The sequence below is a fragment of the Pseudobutyrivibrio sp. LB2011 genome (genome assembly GCF_000701765.1).
Taxonomy (GTDB): domain Bacteria; phylum Bacillota; class Clostridia; order Lachnospirales; family Lachnospiraceae; genus Pseudobutyrivibrio; species Pseudobutyrivibrio ruminis.
Genome location: NZ_JNJS01000001.1, coordinates 633009 through 649901, shown reverse-complemented (window position 1 = coordinate 649901; position 16893 = coordinate 633009). Strand labels below are relative to the sequence as shown.

The window sequence follows — 16893 nt, the reverse complement described above, 5'->3', positions numbered from 1 at the left end:
GAGGAAATAATGGCAGCTAATACAAATGATTTTTGGGATGCTCTTACAGATCTCGCAAAAGAGAAAAATATCAGCATGGACGTGTTAATCGAGACAATCGAGAATTCACTTCTTATTGCATGTAAGAACAATTATGGAAAGGCAGATAATGCTACAGTTGAAATCGACAGAGAGACTGGCGCATATCATGTATTTCTTGCAAAGACAGTAGTTGATGAGGTTATGGATCCTGTTGAGGAGATTTCACTTGCTGATGCTCAGAACATCAATGGTAAGCATCAGATTGGTGATGTTCTTCACATCGAGGTTAAGTCAAAGGATTTTGGCCGTATCGCAGCTACAGCAGCTAAGAACACAATCACACAGAAAATCCGCGAGGAAGAACGTAAGGTTCTTTACGAGGAGTACTATGAGCTTCAGCACAAGGTTGTTACAGGTGTTGTTACTCGTTTCTCAGGAAGCAATATCCATGTTAACCTTGGTAAGCTTGAGGGATTCCTTGCAGAGTCTGAGCAGGTTAAGGGCGAGTTCTACAAGCCACAGGACCGTATCAAGGTTTATATCGTAGAAGTTAAGACATCAAACAAGGGACCACGTATTCTTGTATCTCGTACACACCCAGAGCTTGTTAAGAAGCTTTTCGAAGAGGAAGTTTCAGAGGTTCGCGATGGTATCGTAGAAATCAAGTCAATCTCTCGTGAGGCTGGTAGCCGTACAAAGATTGCTGTTTGGTCAAACGACGAGGATGTAGATCCAGTTGGAGCATGCGTAGGTCAGAACGGTGCACGTGTAAACGCAATCGTTAATGAGCTTCGTGGCGAGAAAATCGATATCGTAGAGTGGGATGAGAACCCTGCATACCTTATTGAAAATGCACTCTCACCAGCAAAGGTTGTTGCAGTTGTTGCTGACGCTGATGAAAAGAGCGCACGCGTAGTTGTTCCTGATTATCAGCTTTCACTTGCTATTGGTAAGGAAGGACAGAACGCACGTCTTGCTGCTCGTCTTACAGGCTTCAAGATTGATATCAAGAGCGAAACACAGGCTAAAGAAGCTGGTGATTTCCTTGATTACGAAGAAGATTACGATGATGATGACGAGTACTATGATGAGGATGAGTACTATGACGAGGACGAGTACGCTGAGGATGCTGAAGCAGAGTCTGACGCTGCAGAGTCTGAGGAAGAGTAATGGAAGTCAAAGAACTACCTCTTAGAAAATGTGTTTCATGCGGACAGATGCTTCCAAAGAATCAGTTATTTCGATTGGTTAAATCGGCACAGGGCGTCCAGCTTGATACAAGCTATAAGGCGCAAGGTCGTGGAGCATATATCTGCAAAAACAAATCCTGCCTAGATAATGCTTTAAAGAAAAAATCTTTAAACAGATCTCTTAGACAGGCAGTCAATGAAGAGGTATTTAATATTTTATATACGGAGTTAGAAAATGACAGATAAAGCACTTAATATGATTAGCATAGCAATGAAAGCTGGCGCTCTTGTTAGTGGTGAATTCGCTTGCGAGCAAGCCATTAAAGAAGGCAGTGGTTTTCTTTGTATAGTTGCTGGTGATGCTTCAGATAACACTAAGAAATCATTTTCAAATTCGTGTGAGTTCTATGATGTTAAATACATAGAATACGGAACTAAAGAATCTTTAGGTCATGCAATTGGAAAAGAATATCGGGCATCAATCGTAGTGTGCGATGAAAATCTATCCTTAAGCATCCTTGATAAGATAGATAAAGCTTGATGAGGAGGATATTAGATGGCAAAAATTAAAGTACATGAATTAGCCAAAGAGCTTGGAAAAGAAAGCAAAGATATTATTGCTTTCCTTGGCTCTAATGGAATAGAAGCAAAAGCAATGAGTGGTGTGGAGGACGATATGGCTGATAAAATTCGCAAGAATTTCTCAAAGTCTGAAGCTCCAAAGGCTAAGAAGCCACGTCCTGTAGATAAAGACGGAAATCCTGTAAAGAAGAAAAAGAATGTTTTCGTTGTTACTCGCGGTAGCGATGACAGAAGACGTCGTAGCTCTGACAATTCTTCTAGAGGCGAGAGAAATGATAATCGTGATAACAATCGCGAGAAGCAGGCTCAGCAGCCTAGAGGACCAATCAGACCACGTTCATTTGCTGATGGAGTTCGTCCATCTCAGCGTGCATCTGCACAGTCTACTGATACAGAGTTTGTATCAAAGAAGAAGCCAGCTGATGGACAGGAAAACACACGTCCAGCAAAGAAGCAGGATAGAAATGAGCGCCCAGAGCGTTCAGAGCGTCCAGAGCGTAACGATAGAAGAGACAGAAACGATAATCGTAACGACAATCGCAATGATAGACGCGATAATAACAGACCTGGAAACAGAAACGATAGAAACAACGATCGTAACAATGATCGCAACAACGACAGACCATCAGCAGGAAGAAACAATCGTCCATCTCAGCAGGCATCTGCTCCTGATATGGCACCTTCTTCAAATTCAAAGGGCGGTCGTCGCGATGATAAGAAAAAGAAGAACAACGATAGAGAGAACAACTTAGGCGGTAAGAAGCAGGAACGTTTCATCAATCTTGAAAAGAATGGTGGAAAGAAGAAAAAGAACAATGCTCCTAAGGCTCCAGAGCGTAACATGGACGAAGTTCTTACAATCACAATTCCTGAAAGAATTACTATCAAGGATCTTGCTGACAAGATGAAGGTTCAGGCATCTGCAGTTGTTAAGACTCTTTTCATGAAGGGTACAATGGTTACAGTTAACCAGGAAGTTGACTTCGAAAAGGCAGAGGAAATCGCTCTTGAATTCAACTGTATCTGTGAGGAAGAGGAAAAGGTAGATGTTATCGCTGAGCTTCTTAAGGAAGAGGAAGAAGATACATCAAACTTCCCATCACGTCCACCTGTTGTTTGTGTAATGGGTCACGTAGATCACGGTAAAACATCACTTCTTGATGCAATTCGTGATACAAAGGTTACAGACCGTGAGGCTGGTGGTATCACACAGCACATCGGTGCTTATACAGTATCTATTAATGGACAGGATATCACATTCCTTGATACACCAGGACACGAGGCATTTACTGCTATGCGTATGCGTGGTGCAAACTCAACAGATATCGCTATCCTTGTAGTTGCTGCTGATGATGGTGTTATGCCACAGACAGTAGAGGCTATTAACCATGCAAAGGCTGCTGGAATCGAAATCATTGTTGCAATCAACAAGATTGATAAGCCTAATGCAAATATTGATAGAGTTAAGCAGGAACTTTCAGAGTATCAGCTTATCCCAGAGGATTGGGGTGGAAGCACAGTATTCTGTCCAGTTTCAGCTCATACAAAGGAAGGTATCGACAACCTTCTTGAAATGATTCTTCTTACAGCAGAAGTACTTGAGCTTAAGGCAAACCCAAATCGTAAGGCTCGTGGTCTTGTTATCGAGGCACAGCTTGATAAGGGACGTGGTGCAGTTGCAACTGTACTTGTTCAGAAGGGTACACTTCACGTTGGTGATCCTGTTGCCTGCGGTAGCTGTCATGGTAAGGTTCGTGCAATGCTTGATGACACTGGTGCTCGTGTAAAGAGCGCAGGTCCATCTGTTCCTGTAGAGATTCTTGGTCTTTCTGAGGTTCCAAATGCAGGCGAGGTATTAATGGCATTTGATTCTGAAAAGGAAGCTCATGCATTTGCAGATACATTCGTTGCAGAGCACAAGAACAAGCTTGTTGAGCAGACTAAGTCAAAGATGTCTCTTGATGCACTCTTTAGTGAGATTGAGTCAGGAAATCTTAAGGAACTTGATATCATTGTTAAGGCTGACGTTCAGGGTTCTGTTGAGGCTGTTAAGCAGTCACTTGAGAAGCTTTCAAACGAAGAGGTTGTTGTTAAGACAATCCACGGTGGTGTTGGTACAATCAACGAATCCGATGTAGTTCTTGCATCTGCTTCAAATGCAATCATCATTGGATTTAACGTACGTATCGACCCTCAGGCAAAGGCTACAGCTGATAGAGAAGGCGTAGATCTTCGTCTTTACAAGGTTATTTACGATGCTATCAACGATGTAGAGTCTGCTATGAAGGGTATGCTTGATCCTATTTACGAGGAGAAGGTTATCGGTCATGCTGAAGTTCGTCAGATCTTCAAGGCTTCTGGCGTTGGTAACATTGCTGGTTCATATGTTACAGATGGTTACTTCCAGAGAGACTGTATGGTCCGCGTAACTCGTGAGGGTGAGCTTATTCACGAAGGTAAGCTTGGTTCTCTTAAGAGATTTAAGGATGACGTTAAGGAAGTTAAGTCAAACTTTGAGTGTGGTCTCGTAATTGAAGACTTCAACGATGTTCAGGAGATGGATATTATCGAGGCTTACATCATGGTAGAGGTACCTAGATAATGAGAAAAAATTCAGTTAAAAATACACGTATAAACGAAGAAGTTATGCGTGAGCTTAGCAATATTATTCGTCTTGAGGTAAAGGATCCTCGCATTTCACCAGTTACATCTGTTGTATCTGTTGAGGTTGCTCCTGACCTTAAGACATGCAAGGCTTATATTTCAGTTCTTGGGGATGATGAAGCAGCTAGAAAGACTCTCGAGGGTCTTAAGAGCTCTGCTGGATTCATCCGCAGAGAGCTTGCTCACAGAGTAAATCTTAGAAACACTCCAGAGATTACTTTTGTTAGTGATCAGTCTATTGCATATGCTGCAAAGATGAGCAAGCTTATTGATGAAGTCAATGCTCCTCTTCATGAAAGAGAGCAGAACGGCGAAGAAAACTAAAATACATTAAATTGGAGACGGGAATATGATAGATAATTTACATGAGCTTTTGACAAATGCAAAAACAGTAGGTATTAGTGGACACATCAGACCTGACGGAGATTGCGTAGGTTCATGCCTTGCTATGTACAACTATATTGTTACTTACTATCCAAATGTGGAAGCTCATGTTTATCTTGATCCCATCCCAAATACTTTCAAATTTTTGAAGAACGCTGATAAGATTCAGGATATACATACTGTTTCAGAGGACACTGTTTTCGATTTATATATAGCTCTTGATTGTTCAGAGGGCTCACGACTTGGAGATGCTTTTAATTTCTTTGAGAATGCAAAGCATACAGTATGTATCGATCATCATTTCAGCAATAATGGATTTTCGGAATTTAGCTACATTATTCCAGATGACAGTTCTACATGCGAATTAGTCTACAACCAAATTGGCAAGGAGAAAATTACAAAGGACATTGCAGAATGCCTTTATTTAGGAATTATCCATGATACAGGTGTTTTTCAATATTCTTGTACTACAGAGGCTACTATGGCCGCTGCGGGTTTCCTTATGACTAAGGGCATCGATTATCCTAAGATTTGCACTGACACATATTTTGCTAAGACTATGGTACAAAATCGTATGCTTGGCAAAGCTTTACTGGGATGTAAAACATATCTTGATGGCAAGGTAATTGCTGCTGTTATTACAGCGGAGGATATGGCAGAATTTGGTGCTGAAAGTAAGCATTTAGAGGGCATTGTTCAACAGCTTCGTGATACAACAGGCGTTGAGGTTGCTGTATTTTTATATGAGCTTGCTGATGGAGATTTCAAGGGCAGCACTAGAGCAACTGGAGATGTAGATTTAACAGTTATAACAGGTGTTTACGGAGGCGGTGGCCACAAGAAAGCTGCTGGTTTTTCAGTAGATACCGACAAACCATGGGATGTTATCGATAATATCGTTTCTATGGTTGAAAAACAGCTTAAAGAGTTAGGATTATATTAAATGAATAGTGGCATAATCAATGTCTATAAAGAAGCCGGGTATACTTCATTTGATGTGGTTGCCAGGCTTCGTGGTATATTAAAAATAAAAAAAATCGGGCATACAGGTACTCTTGATCCAGATGCGACAGGTGTGCTTCCGGTTTGTGTTGGCAAAGCTACGAAGCTTTGCGATATGCTTACAGATAAAGATAAGGTCTACGAGTGCGTAATGCAGCTTGGTATTGAGACTGATACCTACGATATGAGCGGTCGTATTCTAAATCGCAAATCTGTAGATGTGACAGAGGAACAGGTTAAAAATGCATTGGATTCCTTTATTGGTGATATCATGCAGGTTCCTCCTATGTATTCTGCATTAAAGGTTAATGGCAAAAAGCTTTATGAGCTTGCTAGAGCTGGCAAGGAAGTAGAACGAAAGCCTCGTCCAGTAAAGGTTTTCAGCATAGATGTTATTTCTATGAAATTGCCATTAGTTACAATACGAGTTCATTGTGGTAAGGGGACCTATATCAGATCCATATGTCATGATGTAGGTGAACTATTAGGCTGTGGCTGCGCCATGAAGTCTCTTGTTCGTACAAAGGTGAGCATGTTTGACATTAGTGATGCCCACACTTTGGATGAAATCGAGCGAATTGTAAAGGCAGGCAATATAGACGGCATTATGATGCCTATAGATCATGCCTTTGAGGGAATGGGTACAGTATTTGTTGTTCCCACTGAGGATGCTATTAAGCATGCAATAAATGGCGCACCAATTCCGGATACTCACGTATTTGCGGAAGCTGTAAGCTCTTTTGAAGAGGATAATAAATATAGGATTTACTTGCCTGATAATAGGTTTTTGGGAGTATATAACTACAAGGATTCTATTTTTACACTGGAGAAGTTCTTTCTTGAAGGAACAGAATAAACTATGGAATATTTACATTCATTATTTGACGCTAAAATTACAACTCCTACGGCAATAACCGTAGGCAAGTTTGATGGTATTCATAAGGGGCATCATCTTTTGACTTCTGATATTATCAGCAAATCGAAGGATGGGCTTAGTTCATGTCTTGTGACTTTTACAAATACTCCTAGAGCCATAGTTTCAGATGATAAAACGCCTTCTCTTATTACTAATAAAGAGAGAGTATTCATGCTAGAAAATAATGGCCTGGATTATTTGGTTGAATGCCCATTTGATTCAAAGCTTATGGAAACTGCTCCAGAATGCTTTATAAAGTTATTAGTCGACAATCTCAATATGAAATATATGGTTGTTGGCGCAGATTTCACTTTTGGTTACAAAGGTGCTGGTAATGTTGAGCTTCTTAAAAAGCTTTCTAAGGATTTTGATTTTGAGCTGAAAGTTTATGACAAAATTCAAAAGAATAATCGAGATATCAGTAGTACATATATCCGAGAGGAGCTTAAGGAAGGACATATTGATATAGTTAATGATATGCTTGGGTATGACTATTTCGTCTGGGGAGAGGTTGTTCATGGTGCTCATTTAGGCACTAAAATCGGCATTCCTACAATCAATATCATGCCTGAAAAGATAAAGCTGGTGCCTAAATTCGGTGTTTATGCAACTTCCATTGATTTCGATGGAAGAATATATCACGGGGTTACCAATGTTGGAACAAAACCTTCTGTTCAAGATGAAAAAATAGTAGGAATCGAAACACATATTCTTGATTATAACGGAGATTTATATGGTAAATATGTGAGAGTTGCTTTCCATACATTCATCAGACCAGAGCAGAAATTTGGCTCAGTAGAAGAGCTTAAAAATCAAATGAATAAGGATAAAGCTACAGCAAAGGCATACTTCAACAGATAATTATTGCAAAAATGTTACGAAATATTGACATTTATCGTTTTGGTTGCTATAATTTGCATGTTGCGTTAAAAGTTTTACTTTGGAGGTACTATGAAAAAGCGTATTATTTCAGCTTTCTCATTAGTTTGTGCCGCGGCACTAATTTTTGATTATTGTATTGATTCTAAAAATAATATAGATGTTGCTTCTGACACAGATGCTTCTAGCACAGCTATTGCTGGTGTTATGACCGCAGGAGCTGTTGATTTAGCTTCTTTAGAGTCACTTTCAGTTACAGATTCAGATGCTGTTGCTACAGCAAAATCACTCGGTGATATTTACGGATACACTAATATCGGTATTTGTAATGTTTCAGAAGGAAACTTAAACATTCGTGAGTCAGCAGATACAGAAGGAAAGCTTGTTGGTAAGTTTCCAGCAAATGCTGCCTGCGAAATTGTTAGCACTGAGGGCGATTGGAGCTATATCAAGTCAGGCGAGGTAGAAGGATATGTTTTATCTGAGTATCTATTGACTGGCGATGAGGCCTGGGAAAAGGCTGCAGAGCTTGCAGAATACGTTGCTACATCAAATACTGGTGGTCTTCGTGTCCGTGTGGAGCCTAACACTGATTGTGAGATTATCTATCAGCTTGCTGATGGTGAAGAAGTAGCCATCCTTGATAACACTCAGGATGATGACTGGATTAAAGTAGACGTTGATGGTGATGAAGGTTATGTATCAGCAGAATATGTTGATGTAGATCTTTCTCTTAAGACTGCTATGACACTTACAGAAGCTAGATATGGTGAGGGCGTTTCTGACGTTCGTACAGCTATCTGTGATTATGCCCTTCAGTTTGTCGGAAACCCATATGTTTGGGGTGGTACATCCCTTACAAATGGTGTTGATTGTTCTGGATTTACAATGCAAATCATGGCTCAGTATGGTGTTTATCTATCACACTCATCTAGGGCTCAGGCTAATGAAGGAACAACCATTTCTACATCTGAGTTAAAGCCAGGAGATTTAATTTTCTACGGCAAGGGAAGCTACATTAATCATGTTGCCATTTATATTGGTGGTGGACAGATTGTTCATGCTTCTAACAAGCGTGATGGAATCAAGATTTCCAACTATACATACCGTACACCTATCAAATGTGTTCGTGTAATTTATGATTAGTATTCATAGGCTAGATACAGCATAGTATCTAGCCTTTTATTATTGTGTATGGTATAATTTTAGGCGTGGCTAGCCACGGATTAGATTACAAATTGGAGAGGAATATAATATGAGTTTACTAGAAAATTGGCAGAAGGTTGCCTACAATCAGAATCAGTCTCAGGCTGATTTACAGAGATTTTGGCAGAATTATTTTCTTTTAGAGAAAGGCATTTACGAGCAGTTACTTGACGATCCTGATACAGAAGTAAAGGGTACTGTGAAGGAGCTTGCTGAGAAATATAAAATTGATGTTATGCCTATGGTTGGTTTCTTAGATGGCATCAATGAATCCCTCGTTACACCAAACCCTATCGATACAATGGATGAGGATACAGTAGTTTCTCTTAAGTTCGATAAGGAAAAGCTTTTCAAGAACATGATTGATGCAAAGGCTGATTGGCTTTATGGCCTTCCACAGTGGGAGCAGATCTTTGATGAGGACAAGAGAAAGGCTCTTACAAAGGAAGCTAAGAACATGCACACAATCATCCGTTCAGAGAAAAAGGTTGGACGTAATGATCCATGTCCATGCGGTTCAGGAAAGAAATATAAGCACTGCTGCATGAACAAGAAATAATTCATGACATTTAGCACATCCGTAATTGGATGTGCTTTTTTATTTTCAAAATGTCGCACATTTGTCAGAATTAACAGAATATACACAGAATATACTCACATTTTAGATATAATCCAAATAGTCGGTTTACTCGCTAAGGAAAGTAATACTGTTCAATCGACCAGAAGGGAGAAAAAACGGAGGTCGAATATGGATAAGAAAAGCAAAAGGGCGTCGTTGAGGATTATGCTAATTGGCTTGGTTGTAGTATCACTAGCCTGTGTTGGTACAGCTGCTACTATTGTTGGGTGTGCCAACTTAAGACGTGGTATGGAATACGAGGTCGAAACGGGTGTAATGGCTACTTGTACTTCATATGCACAGGTCCTTGACTACACTTATGATGGCGTTGAAGTAGATGAGTCATCTACATTAGAAGAAGAGATGTCTGCTGAAACAGGATATGATTACACGTTCTTCCTTGGAGACACTAGAGTACGTTCAAGTATTCCTGGGGTTGTTGGCACGAAGGCAGGGGACGCTGTTATTGCTACAGTTTTAAATGGCAAGCAAAGTTATCAAGCTCAGAATGTAATGATTGATAACGAACCATACTATGTTGCATATCAGCCATTAGTAGATGAGTCAGGTAATGTATATGGTATGGCATTCGTTGGCTTGAAAAAGATAGAAATTACCCATTATATTAGCAAGCGAGTTGCATGGACTGTTACCTTAGCACTTGCAATTGTTATTTTATTTACCGTACTTGCAATTATATATACTGTAAAAATCATAGAAGCTATTGATGAAAATGTTAAGGCTGTTCGTCAGATGGCAACTGGTGATTTGGAGATTGTTCTTAGCGATAAGGTTAAAAATAGAAATGATGAATTAGGCGAAATGTCATCTGCTTTATTTGACATGGCCGCTAGAATTAGATCTGTTATCGGAAACGCAAGAATATCTTCTGATGAAGTGGATGAATCTGCTAGCTATTTATCTAATACAGTAAAGACTATTACAGATACTACAGAAAGCGTTAGTATAGCTGTTGGTCAGGTTGCAACAGGTGCTGAAAACCAGGCTCAATCGCTGCAGGACGCAGTGGAATCTGTAAATAGTATTAATGATGCCGTAGAGATGATTACAGCCAATGCAGTGGAGATGCAAAGCCTTGCTGATTCAATGCAGGAGAATTCAAAGGCCAGCCAGGATAAGCTTACAGAGCTTAGAATGACTACCAGGGAAAGTATTACTGCAATTGATGGCATTGTAGAACTCATCGGTAACACTAACACAGCTGTAACAACAATTAGTGAAGCAGTATCTATTATTGATGCAATCGCAGCCCAGACAAACTTGCTTTCATTAAATGCAAGTATCGAGGCTGCTCGTGCAGGTGAGGCTGGTAAAGGCTTTGCCGTCGTTGCTGATGAAATAAGACAATTAGCTGATCAATCTGCGGAGGCAGCTCAAAATATCCAAGAGGCTATGAAGGGACTTTCATCTGATTCTAATAAGACAATGGAAGAGGCTGGACAGGTTCAGGAGACTATGACTACTCAACGTCATACTATTCATAGAACTATTGAACAGGTTGATAGCTTGATAGAAGATATTAATAAGTCTATTACTTTAACTAAAGACATCGTATCTAGCGTACACAAAACAGAAGAAGCAAGTAATCTGATTTCAGATACTATTTCTTCACTTTCTTCGATTTCAGAAGAGAATGCAGCAAGCTCAGAAGAAACAAGAGCTTCTATGACAGAATTAGCAGATACAATGGAGGCTCTTACTACTAAAGCTGCCAGCTTAAATAAGGTTGCACATACTCTTGAGGAAGAAATGGCATTCTTCCAATAAAATTTCTCAACAACATTATTTTTTTGATAAGATTCCCCTCCCTTATGTTAATCTATTTATAGTTTGAATAGGGAGGGGCTTTTGGTGCTAATATGAATATAAATATAATACTTGGAATTTTAATACCGTTCGTTGGAACAAGCCTTGGTGCTGGAATGGTATTTATACTAAAAGATGAGATTTCTGATAGATTACAAAAGATTCTTACAGGCTTTGCAGCTGGAGTAATGGTTGCTGCTTCATTTTGGAGTTTACTTTCCCCAGCGCTTGAGAGTAGTGAGTATCTAGGCAAGCTATCTTTTTTACCTGCTGCTATAGGTTTTCTTATTGGTACAGGCTTTTTGCTTTTTCTGGATTGCGTTACACCTCATATGCATATGGATAAGCAGGACGAAGGTCCTCGTAGTAGATTGCAAAGGACCACAAAATTAATATTAGCAGTAACTCTTCATAATATTCCAGAAGGCATGGCTGTTGGTGTTGTTTTTGCAGGAGTTAAATCAGGCCAAGTTGGAATTACTGCAACTGGAGCTTTGGCGCTTGCTATAGGTATAGCGATACAGAACTTTCCTGAAGGAGCAATTGTATCGATGCCTCTTTTATCTGAAGGTATGCCTAAGCATAAAACATTTTTATGGGGTGTTTTGTCAGGTATAGTGGAACCTATAGCTGCATTTATTACAATTATAGCGGCAGGATTAGTTGTTCCGTTAATGCCATATTTTCTTTCATTTGCTGCTGGAGCAATGATGTATGTAGTTGTAGAAGAGTTGATTCCTGAAATGTCTGAAGGAAAACATTCGAACCTGGGAACTATTGCTTTTTCTATCGGTTTTGTTCTGATGATGGTTCTTGATGTTGCTCTAGGTTGATGATTTGTAATTTTAAAATAGTATTGACTGCGAATTTAATAAATAGTAATATACTACTATAAAGAATAAAGCTGACAATTATTGTCAGCCTTATTTATGGGTAGAATAGTATATGAAGGATGTTATGAAAAAAGTTATGGACAAAATTAAATTCTCTAGAATCAGTACGGGGCTATATGTTTTTGCGGGTTTTAGTCTTATCAATCTTTTAATTCATTTATTAGGTTTTTATTCATTTCCATTATTTTCGCAATTTGATTATTTGCTATATATTGCAAAAATATTGATAGATATTGCTTTGTACAACACATTTAAAGAATCTAAAGCTTTTTTGAATGAGACAAAGTGGCTTCGTGTTATTCTTTATCTTGATATAATTGAACTATTTATTAGTTTCTTTTCACCTGGAATGAACCATATTGGCGTACTTTACATAGGTATTCTTATAATTTTAAAATTCGCTTTAGAATATCGCATATTCGGATTGTTGATTAAGGATGCTACAGGTTATGCATATGATAGGATCGACACAAGATTATCCGATAAGATTCAGAAATATAATAGAAAATGGATTGTTATAAATGGACTTATAGTTGTAGCTTTTATTTCAGAATTTCCAATAAAGAAAACACTATTAGTGGCTGTCATATGCATTCTTTTTATTACTAAAATTGTATTTGAAATATATATTTCGTTTTATCTGTTTAATAAATGTTTTAATTACCAAGGCCCAGTATTTGACAGAAAAAATATACCAACTATAGAGCTTCTTCATTTTGACGAACTGGACAAAATTGATGCTGAAATACATGAAGAATCTAAAACTAAGCCTAAAAAGTATATTAAGTTCCCAAATCTTCATATTCATATAGATAAGAGAATAAGCTACTGTGTATGCCTTTTGGTAGCACTGTTATTTGTATTTATGAGATTCACTTATATTGAAGGGGATATGGATATTTTAGATGATAATGGAAATGTGCTTACAGAAAAAAAGACTGTAAGTGAGGTTTGGTTCAGAAATTATTATGACTATCCTTTTGATGATGATGTAGAGATTGTTCAATATAATGTTTGTAATAGAATGCCAAGCTGGTCTTGCTTTTATAAAGAAAAATATGGTCTTATTAATCTTAAAACAGGAGTAGATACAGGGGCTATATATGATGAGCCTTTAGCCTTTGATTCTGAGGGGATAGCATACGATTATAATGATCATTTCGTAAATACTTCTGGAGAAAAGATAAAAAAGGTTCCATATATCGTTAATGCTAAGACTTCAGAGCGACAGTATCTGTTATATTTATTATTGGACAAATCTAACAGTAATGATAAGAATAGACATCATTTTATATTTATGCCATTCACAAACGAGATAGGTGGATTTCTTTTATCAGGTGATTATACATATTTCGCTAATGGTGTAGCTTGTTATCATTCTTATTTAAATGATAAGTTTGGATTTATATCTGATGATGACGATGTTGTCACTTTGCCAGTTTTTAGTTATGTATCAGGTGAACAAAACTTTAAAATATCGTTGGTTATTAATTATAACAGTACTGGGCTTGATTTAATTGATAGTAAGGGTCAATCTTTAGTTGGTGGCAATATCAATGAAGTTTGTTTTTTTGATGACGAAGAGATTGTAAGTTTCAGTTATAAAAATAATTATGAGAGTGATTCTTTAATGACGTATGATGGAAAGTTCTTTGATGATTTATATTTCTATAGAAAGGCAGAAGGCACTGGAGATTTAAAAGTATTTTATAAAATAAATAAAGAGGATGATTCTGATAGTAGTTTAATTTGCTTCTATAGGGATAGCACGCCTATACTTACCTTAGATTCTCACTATGATTGTTATGCATGTGCCGATGAAAATAATATAATTGAATTTATCGTATTGGAAAAAGATGATAAATATAGCATTATTGATTTGGATGGTAATGTAGTTACTGACTATGATTACGAAGATATTATAAGAACTGCAGATCCTTATACTTTTATTGGAATAAGGACTGAGAATCAATTCGATTTAATTCATTTAAAAGGCAGTACTGAAACATATGATTATAGTTATGTTGGCATAAATAGTGATAAAACAGAAGTCATTATTAAAAAAACGGACGGAAGTGAACTGACAAATTACATGGACTTAGATGGCAATATTCTAGAGCTATGGATGAAAAGAAATGTTGATTAAAAATAAGCACTATCGCATTTACGATAGTGCTTTTAATGTTTCAAAGAAATCTGGATATGAGATTACACAGCATCCTTCATCATCAAATGAAGTCTCACCATTAGCAACTAAGCCTGCTATTGCAAAGGACATGGCGATACGATGATCTTTGTATGTTTTTATGGTAGTGCCATGTAAGGATTCTCCACCCATAATAATCATACCGTCATCAGTAGGCGTAATATCAGCACCCATATTTTTAAGATTTTCGGTGACTGTAGCAATACGGTCACTTTCTTTTACTTTAAGCTCAGCTGCATCCTTTATAACAGTGGTACCCTTTGCACATGCCGCCATAACAGCAATAACAGGAAGTTCATCAATAAGAGTAGGTATGATTTCACCGGATACTTCGCAACCATGTAAATCACTTGAACTTACATGAATATCAGCAACTGGTTCTCCTGAAACTATGCGCTCATTTAATAATTCAATGTTTCCGCCCATATTCTTTGCAACCTGAATAATGCCTGCTCGAGTTGGATTCGTATTTACGTTTTTGATAAGTAAATCTGCGTTAGGGCAAATTAAACCTGCAACAATGAAATAAGCTGCGGAAGAGATATCCCCAGGAACAGTAATCTTTTGGCCAATTAGTCTTGGTCTGCCAACTATTGATGCTGTCAATCCTTCTGATTTGATATCGGCACCGAATCCTTTTAGCATCAATTCTGTGTGATTTCGAGAGATAACTGGCTCAGTTACTGAAGTAACACCGTCTGCATACAATCCAGCCAAAAGCACGCAGGATTTTACCTGGGCGCTGGCAACAGGTGAGTCATAGTGGATTGCATGAAGAGGAGCGCCTCCTATTTCTAGAGGAGCACAACCATTATCTTTGATTGATTTGATATGAGCACCCATACTTGTAAGCGGGGTTATGATGCGTCCCATAGGCCGCTTCTGTATAGATTCATCACCATTTAAAGAACTAATAAATTTTTGTCCTGCAAGAATTCCTGAAATCAATCTGGTGGTAGTTCCGCTGTTTCCTACATCAAGCATTTTTGAAGGTGCAGATAGTCCTTCTAGACCCTTTCCATGAATAACTACATGATCATGTTCTTGAGTGATATCAATGCCCATAGCCTTAAAGCAACTGATTGTGCTACGGCAGTCTGCGCCATCCAAGAATCCTGTAAGCTCAGTAATTCCTTCGGAAATAGCTCCAAACATTACACCGCGGTGGCTAATAGACTTGTCACCTGGAACTGTTATTTCACCTTTTAAGCTTTTTACTTTTGTAATAGCCATTAATTCGTCCTCTGTCTAGTATAGTAATTGTTGTGAGTAAGAACTGTGCGGGCCTTATCTAAAGCATCTTGGGTGTAGAATTCGATTCTAAGAACACCTGGCTCAAACTCACGGTTATGAATGATATCTATATTTTTAACACTTATTTCTGCATTGGCAAGCAATTGAAGTACTCCTACAAGTGTACCAGGTTTATCGTCGATATCACAGTACAGTTCGAAGAATCGTGAGTGTGCACTGTCTGGAATAGTTATAGAATCACGATAATCCTTTGCTTTTGTCCAAAGATTTATTATCTCATCAGGATCAGATGAAGATATCGCATTTTCGAATTGGCTCAACTCATCTTTGAAATCGCCTATCAGTTTAAGCACTGCATCCTTATTACTTAGGAAAATATGCTGCCACATTGTAGGTGAACCGGATGCGATTCTTGTAATATCTTTAAAACCGCCTGCTGCAATGGTTTTGCATATTTTGCGGTCATCGTCAGTATCGTTTACAAGATTTACAAGAGCTGCTGCAACTACATGAGGTAGATGGGATACAGTAGCGGTAGCCTCGTCATGCTCCTCAGGAGTAAGCTGGATAGGAATGGCTCCAAGGCTTTTTATATAATCTGCAAATTGAGAGTATGTATCTGCATTCATTTCTGAATCAGCTGTAAGGATATAATAAGCGTTTTCTAAAAGTGAAGCAGAAGAGTGCTCGAGACCTGTTAATTCAGAACCTGTCATTGGATGTCCACCAATAAATTGATTGGTCATTTCAAGCTCTCTGGCAACTGCAGTAATATCCCCTTTTACTGAGCCTACATCTGTGATGATACAATCTGGCTTAACTACATCTTTAAGTTTTCTTAAATAGTCACAATTGACTTTAACAGGAGAGCAAAGAAAAATAATATCACACTGACCAAACTGGTGAATCTTAAGCAATCCGTTATTATCTATAAGACGTTCTTCAAATGCTGTTTCAATAGTTGATTCTCTTGAAGCTGTTGCAAGAATTCTAGTGTTTGGATATGTTTTCAATATCGCTTTTGCGATACTACCTCCAATTAAACCTAGCCCAACAAATCCTATTGTTTTACTTTTCATAATTACCCTCACCTCTAATTCACTTTCACACTTTAAAGCGATTATTTTCTTTTATAATATCACATTTACTCATTGTAAATAGTCTGAATATTAAATATAATAATTATAAGTTTTATAAACAACATGGCGCGGCGGGGTAAAGGCGTCAAATAACTATTGGGAGGTACGGCA

At 38.2% G+C, this 16893-nt stretch carries 15 protein-coding genes; 13 read left to right on the top strand and 2 right to left on the bottom strand.

The features are described 5' to 3' along the window. Positions 1-9: 9 nt before the first annotated feature. The 13 genes from nusA to T375_RS02955 all read left to right on the top strand — a co-directional run bounded on the left by nusA (position 10) and on the right by T375_RS02955 (position 14329). The gene (gene nusA, locus T375_RS03015) at positions 10-1191 is read left to right on the top strand and encodes a transcription termination factor NusA (RefSeq protein WP_044934634.1); all 1182 of its coding nucleotides are present in this window, start codon (positions 10-12) and stop codon (positions 1189-1191) included. Then, a complete protein-coding gene (gene rnpM, locus T375_RS03010; protein WP_044934631.1) occupies positions 1191-1457 on the top strand; it encodes an RNase P modulator RnpM in 267 nt (88 codons plus the stop codon). Before nusA ends, rnpM begins: the two co-directional genes overlap by 1 nt. Further along, positions 1447-1752, top strand: a complete 306-nt coding sequence (locus T375_RS03005; protein WP_102048062.1) for a L7Ae/L30e/S12e/Gadd45 family ribosomal protein — start codon at positions 1447-1449, stop codon at positions 1750-1752. Before rnpM ends, T375_RS03005 begins: the two co-directional genes overlap by 11 nt. A gap of 15 nt (positions 1753-1767) precedes the next feature. Then, positions 1768-4395, top strand: coding sequence for a translation initiation factor IF-2 (gene infB, locus T375_RS03000; RefSeq protein ID WP_081821941.1), 2628 nt, complete (start codon positions 1768-1770; stop codon positions 4393-4395). Beyond that, positions 4395-4781, top strand: coding sequence for a 30S ribosome-binding factor RbfA (rbfA, locus tag T375_RS02995; protein WP_033154189.1), 387 nt, complete (start codon positions 4395-4397; stop codon positions 4779-4781). Before infB ends, rbfA begins: the two co-directional genes overlap by 1 nt. Before the next feature lie 25 nt (positions 4782-4806). Continuing rightward, a complete protein-coding gene (locus T375_RS02990) occupies positions 4807-5784 on the top strand; it encodes a DHH family phosphoesterase (RefSeq protein ID WP_044934628.1) in 978 nt (325 codons plus the stop codon). After that, entirely contained in the window at positions 5785-6699 is a 915-nt protein-coding gene (truB, locus tag T375_RS02985; protein WP_044934625.1) for a tRNA pseudouridine(55) synthase TruB, read from the top strand. A 3-nt stretch (positions 6700-6702) separates the two neighbouring features. Next, the gene (locus T375_RS02980; protein WP_044934623.1) at positions 6703-7620 is read left to right on the top strand and encodes a bifunctional riboflavin kinase/FAD synthetase; all 918 of its coding nucleotides are present in this window, start codon (positions 6703-6705) and stop codon (positions 7618-7620) included. A gap of 90 nt (positions 7621-7710) precedes the next feature. Further along, positions 7711-8784: a C40 family peptidase gene (locus tag T375_RS02975; RefSeq protein ID WP_044934620.1), complete on the top strand. Its 1074-nt coding sequence runs from the start codon at positions 7711-7713 to the stop codon at positions 8782-8784. A 109-nt stretch (positions 8785-8893) separates the two neighbouring features. After that, a complete protein-coding gene (locus T375_RS02970) occupies positions 8894-9403 on the top strand; it encodes an SEC-C metal-binding domain-containing protein (RefSeq protein WP_044934617.1) in 510 nt (169 codons plus the stop codon). Between the two features lie 189 nt (positions 9404-9592). Continuing rightward, positions 9593-11251, top strand: a complete 1659-nt coding sequence (locus tag T375_RS02965; protein WP_044934614.1) for a methyl-accepting chemotaxis protein — start codon at positions 9593-9595, stop codon at positions 11249-11251. A gap of 92 nt (positions 11252-11343) precedes the next feature. Further along, positions 11344-12123: a ZIP family metal transporter gene (locus T375_RS02960; RefSeq protein WP_044934611.1), complete on the top strand. Its 780-nt coding sequence runs from the start codon at positions 11344-11346 to the stop codon at positions 12121-12123. Between the two features lie 124 nt (positions 12124-12247). Further along, a complete protein-coding gene (locus T375_RS02955; protein ID WP_155952405.1) occupies positions 12248-14329 on the top strand; it encodes a hypothetical protein in 2082 nt (693 codons plus the stop codon). An 18-nt stretch (positions 14330-14347) separates the two neighbouring features. On the opposite strand, the gene aroA is transcribed toward T375_RS02955, so the two are convergent. Together aroA and T375_RS02945 are read right to left on the bottom strand one after the other, a co-directional pair. Further along, the gene (gene aroA / locus T375_RS02950; protein ID WP_044934606.1) at positions 14348-15622 is read right to left on the bottom strand and encodes a 3-phosphoshikimate 1-carboxyvinyltransferase; all 1275 of its coding nucleotides are present in this window, start codon (positions 15620-15622) and stop codon (positions 14348-14350) included. Beyond that, positions 15622-16722: a prephenate dehydrogenase gene (locus T375_RS02945; protein ID WP_044934603.1), complete on the bottom strand. Its 1101-nt coding sequence runs from the start codon at positions 16720-16722 to the stop codon at positions 15622-15624. Before T375_RS02945 ends, aroA begins: the two co-directional genes overlap by 1 nt. Positions 16723-16893: the final 171 nt, after the last annotated feature.